This is a genomic window from Streptomyces sp. NPDC005899 (genome assembly GCF_040629645.1).
Lineage (GTDB): Bacteria > Actinomycetota > Actinomycetes > Streptomycetales > Streptomycetaceae > Streptomyces.
Map to the genome: position 1 here is coordinate 1 of NZ_JBEXWB010000398.1, position 5,258 is coordinate 5,258.

4 protein-coding genes are annotated in these 5,258 nt (G+C 74.7%); all 4 read left to right on the plus strand.

Annotated features, from left to right (window positions below):
• Positions 1-1,194: ABC transporter permease subunit (locus ABZ371_RS28480; RefSeq protein WP_358684832.1), on the plus strand; the 1,194-nt coding region annotated here is incomplete at its 5' end.
• Positions 1,191-2,444, plus strand: coding sequence for an MFS transporter (locus tag ABZ371_RS28485; RefSeq protein ID WP_358684834.1), 1,254 nt, complete (start codon positions 1,191-1,193; stop codon positions 2,442-2,444). The genes ABZ371_RS28480 and ABZ371_RS28485, both read left to right, overlap by 4 nt.
• Before the next feature lie 215 nt (positions 2,445-2,659).
• Positions 2,660-4,060, plus strand: coding sequence for a cysteine--tRNA ligase (gene cysS / locus ABZ371_RS28490; RefSeq protein ID WP_358684837.1), 1,401 nt, complete (start codon positions 2,660-2,662; stop codon positions 4,058-4,060).
• Positions 4,061-4,169: 109 nt separating this feature from the next.
• Positions 4,170-5,126 (plus strand): 23S rRNA (guanosine(2251)-2'-O)-methyltransferase RlmB, encoded by a 957-nt coding sequence (rlmB, locus tag ABZ371_RS28495; RefSeq protein WP_358684839.1) that lies wholly within the window; start codon positions 4,170-4,172, stop codon positions 5,124-5,126.
• Positions 5,127-5,258: the final 132 nt, after the last annotated feature.

Consider the following 5,258-nt stretch of genomic DNA (forward strand, 5'->3'; position numbering starts at 1 on the left):
CCGCCGCCCGAGCAGGGCGCCGGCCGGGACGCCCATCGCGAGGGCGGGCAGGACGGCCTGCTCGGCGACGCCCTGCCCGCGGCCTTCGCCGAACCCTGGGCCCGCGCCGCCACCGCCGGCGGCATACCGCCACGCCGCATCGCCGCCCACGCCCTGCGCCGCACGGCCCCCGTCCTGCTGCCGCAGCTCGGCCTGATCGTCACCGGGCTCACCGGCGGAGCGGTCGCCGTCGAGACGCTGTACGCCGTCCCGGGGCTCGGCTCCACGGCACTGGCCGCCACCCTCGCCCAGGACCTCCCCGTCCTCCAGGCCTGCGTCCTGCTGCTCCTCCTGCTGGGCTTCGCCGCCGGACTCGCCGCCCGGCTCGGATCCCGGGCGCTCCTCGGCCCCGCCCGGGCGGACCGTGCGCTGCCCGCCCTCGTCGCGCCGCCGTTGCCCGTGCGCCGCACGGTCCCCGCCGCCGCCGTGGCCCTCGCGGTGCTCCTGACGGCGGTCGCCGTCGCGGGCCTGCTGCGCGATCCCCTGCACGTCGACGCCGCCGCCCGCCTCGCCTCACCCTCGGCCGCCCACCCCCTGGGCACCGACTCGCTGGGCCGCGACGTCCTGGCCCGGCTCGGCCACGGAGCCACCCGGACCGTCCTCCTCGCCGTCGCGGTCAGCGCCGTCACCCTGCTCCTCGGCCTGGCCGCCGGGGCGCTGCGCGCCGGAGCCCTCACCGAGACGGCCAACGCCCTGCCCGCCGTCCTGGCGGGCCTGGTCGTCGCCGGCGTCACCGGGCCGGGCCCCTTCGGCGCCGCGGCGGCCGTCGCCGCCGTCGCCTGGGCCCCCCTCGCCGCCCACACCTCGGCGCTGTACGCACAGGAGAGGGCCGCCCCGCACGTCGACGTGGCCCGGGCCCTCGGGGCGGGACCGGGCCACCTGCTGCGCCGCCACCTGCTGCCGGGCGTCGTCCCACCGGTCGTCCGCCACGCCGTCCTGCGGATCCCCGCCATCGCCCTGGCCCTCGCCTCGCTCGGCTTCCTCGGCCTGGGCGCCCAGCCCCCGGCACCGGAGTGGGGCCGCATGCTCTCCGAGAACATGCCGTACGCCGAACGGGCCCCCTGGCCCGTCCTCGCCCCCGCCGCAGCACTCGCCGCACTCGGTGCCCTCGCGGTGCTCGTCCCGGCAGCCGTACGCGGCAGGAAGCGCACGTGACCGGCCGGCGGGAGAGCGCCGGAACCGCCCGGGAAGCCCCCGCGCCCCGGGCCTACCTCCGACTGCTGACCACCACCCAGTTCGCCTTCAACACCGGCTTCTACGCCGTGCTGCCCTACCTCGCCGGACACCTCGGGGAAGGTCTCGGCATGGCCGGCTGGCTCGTCGGACTCGTCCTCGGCCTGCGCACCTTCAGCCAGCAGGGCCTCTTCGTCGTCGGCGGGGCCCTCACCGACCGATACGGGCCCCGCCCGGTCGTCCTGGCCGGGTGCGTGCTGCGCATCGCCGGGTTCTGCTGGCTCGCCCGGGCCGCCACCACCGCCACCGTCCTCGGTGCCGTCCTGCTCATCGGCTTCGCCGCCGCACTGTTCTCGCCCGCCGTCGAGTCCGAGACCGCCCGGGCCGCCGTCGCCCACGAACGCGCCACCGGAACCCCACGCGCCCAGGTGCTCGCCGTGTTCTCCGCCGCCGGACAGGCGGGCGCCTTCGTCGGGCCGCTGCTCGGCACGCTGCTGCTGTTCCTGGGAGGCGGGTTCCCGGCCGCCTGCCTGGCGGGGGCCGTCGTCTTCACCGGGGTGCTGGCCGGACACGCCCGCCTCATGCCCCGCCGGCCGCGCGTCCGCCCCACGGTCCCGGAACCCGCGGCAACCGCCCGCGCGGTCCTCACCGACGGACCGTTCCTCGTGCTCTGCCTCGCCTACAGCACCTACCTCGTCTCCTACAACCAGCTCTATCTGGCGCTGCCGGCCGAGGTCGAGCGCGCCACCGGGTCGCAGAGCGCGCTCGGTGTCCTCTTCGCGCTCTCCTCACTGCTGGTCGTCGCCGCCCAACTGCCCCTCACCCGCTGGGCCGCCGGCCGCATCGCCCCCCGCACCGCGCTCGTGGCCGGACTCGCGGTGGTCGCCGGAGGGTTCGCGGCCGTGCCCCTGGCCCCCGGCGGCCCGGCCGGGCTGCTGCCGGGGGCCACCCTCGTCGTCCTGCTCACCCTTGGCCAGATGCTGCTCGTCCCGGCGGCCCGGGGACTCGTACCGGACCTCGTCGACGACCGCCGCCTCGGCCTCGCCACCGGCGCCCTGTCCTCCGTCTCGGGACTGGCCGTCCTGCTGGGGAGCGCCGCCTCCGGCACGCTCCTGGGCGCACCGGAACCCGTGCTGTGGACCGTCCTCGCCGCGGTACCGCTCGCCGGGGCCGGACTCGCCCTGAGGCTGCCCGGGCGCACGCCGGCGCGCGAGCGGGCGGGGAAGACCTGAACGGGCGCCGCCACGGTCCGGCGGCCGGCTTGCGCACCGGGCCCGCCGCTCCTTCCCGGGAGCGCCCCGGCCCTACGGTGCGGTGCCCCGGCCGCGCACCCGGCAGGGGCACCGCACCGCGGACACGCCTTCCCCACCGCACCGCCGGAAGAACGTGACGCAAGGATTACACCCGGGGGCTCCGGGCACTCGCGCGCGCCCACTACCCTTGAGGGGTGACTATTCGCCTGTACGACACCAACGCCCGGCAGATCCGTGACTTCGTCCCGCTCACAGCGGGCTGTGTCTCGATCTACCTCTGCGGCGCGACTGTCCAGGCCGCCCCGCACATCGGGCACATCAGGTCCGGACTGAACTTCGACATCATGCGCCGCTGGTTCGACCACCGGGGCTACGACGTGACGTTCATCCGGAATGTCACCGACATCGACGACAAGATCATCCAGAAGTCGGCCGAGCTCGACCGCCCGTGGTGGTCCATCGGGTACGAGAACGAGCGCGCGTTCAACGCGGGCTACGACGTCCTGGGCTGCCTCCCGCCCTCGTACGAACCCCGCGCCACCGGGCACATCACCGAGATGGTCGAGATGATGCGCGGCCTCATCGAGCGCGGCCACGCCTACGAGGCCGACGGCAACGTCTACTTCGACGTGCGCTCGTACGAGGGATATCTCGAGCTCTCCAACCAGGACCTCGACGACCTGCGCCAGCCCTCGGGCGACAACGAGACCGGCAAGCGGGACAAGCGCGACTTCGCCATGTGGAAGGCCGCCAAGCCCGGGGAGCCCAGCTGGGAGACCCCGTGGGGCCGCGGCCGCCCCGGCTGGCACCTCGAGTGCTCCGCCATGGCGCACAAGTACCTCGGCAGCGCCTTCGACATCCACGGCGGCGGCATCGACCTCGTCTTCCCGCACCACGAGAACGAGATCGCCCAGGCCAAGGCCTTCGGCGACGAGTTCGCGAAGTACTGGGTGCACAACGGCTGGGTCACCATGTCCGGCGAGAAGATGTCGAAGTCCCTCGGCAACTCCGTGCTGGTCAGCGAGATGGTCAAGCGGTGGCGCCCCATCGTCCTGCGCTACTACCTCGGCACCCCGCACTACCGGTCCATGATCGAGTACAGCGAAGAGGCACTGCGCGACGCCGAGTCCGCGTTCGCCCGCATCGAGGGCTTCGTCCAGCGCGTCGTCGAGAAGGCGGGCGGCGAGGTCGCCCCGGCCGCCGAGGTGCCCCCCGCCTTCGCCGAGGCCATGGACGACGACCTCGGGGTCCCCCAGGCGCTCGCGATCGTCCACACCACCGTCCGCCAGGGCAATTCCGCCCTCGCCGCCGACGACAAGGAAGCCGCCGTCGCCCGCCTCGCGGAGGTCCGAGCGATGCTCGGCGTCCTGGGACTCGACCCGCTCGACCCGCACTGGGCCGGCGAGAGCGACCGCGGCGAGGACCTCCACGGCGTCGTCGACACCCTCGTACGACTCGTCCTCGACCAGCGCCAGTCGGCACGCCAGCGCAAGGACTGGCCCGCCGCCGACGCCATCCGGGACCAGCTCAACCAGTCCGGCCTCGTCATCGAGGACAGCCCGGGCGGACCCAGGTGGACCCTCGGCCCGCGCTGAGCGGAGAGCCACCGCACCCCGCGTGAACAGCGCAAATGTGCCGCCCGGCCGTCCGGGCGGCACACTTTCACTTGACGACGTCTCTCTGAAGCAACGAAACAGGTAGGTCATGGCCGGGAACAGCCAGCGCAGGAACCGCCGCACGTCCAACAAGAAGGGCATGCAGGTCGGCAGCGGTGGCCAGCGACGCCGTGGTCTCGAGGGCAAGGGACCCACGCCGCCCGCCTCCGCCCGCAAGGGACACAAGAAGAACCGGGTGGCGAACGCCCAGGCCAAGCAGGCCGCCGCCCGCCGCCCCGCCCCGCGCCGCGGCGGCGCCAAGGGCACGTCCGAGATGGTCGTCGGCCGCAACCCGGTCTACGAGGCCCTGCGCGACGGCGTCCCGGCGACCACCCTCTACGTCCAGCAGTACATCGACAACGACGAGCGGGTCCGCGAGGCCCTCCAGCTCGCCGGCGAACGCGGCAACATCAACCTGATGGAGGCGCCGCGCCCCGAGCTGGACCGGATGACGAACGGCCTGAACCACCAGGGCCTCGTCCTCCAGGTCCCGCCCTACGAGTACGCGCACCCGGAGGACCTCACCTCCGCCGCGTACGACAACAACGAGGACCCGCTCATCGTCGCGCTCGACGGTGTCACCGACCCCCGCAACCTCGGGGCGATCGTCCGCTCCGTCTCCGCGTTCGGCGGCCACGGCGTCGTCGTACCCGAGCGCCGCGCGGCCGGCATGACGGCGGGCGCCTGGAAGTCGTCGGCCGGCACGGCGGCCCGCACGCCCGTCTCCCGGGTCACCAACCTCACCCGCGCCCTGGAGGGCTACCAGAAGGCGGGCCTCACCGTCGTCGGCCTCGCCGCCGACGGTGAGCACACGGTCGAGGACCTCGAGGCCCTCGCCGGACCCGTCGTCATCGTCATCGGCAGCGAGGGCAAGGGCCTCGGCCGCCTCGTCGGTGAGACGTGCGACTACCGGGTCCGCATCTCCATGCCGGGCGGCGCCGAATCCCTGAACGCCGGGGTCGCCGCGGGCATCGTCCTCTACGAGGTGGCCCGCCGCCGCGCCTGAGCCACCCCCGGGCCCGCAGGCACGACCGCGGGCCCGGCCCGGCATACGCCCACCGCACCACCGGGACCGGCGTACGGGCTGCACCATCCGGACCGGTGCGCGGGCGTGCAGCACCCGGACCGGGGTGCGCCC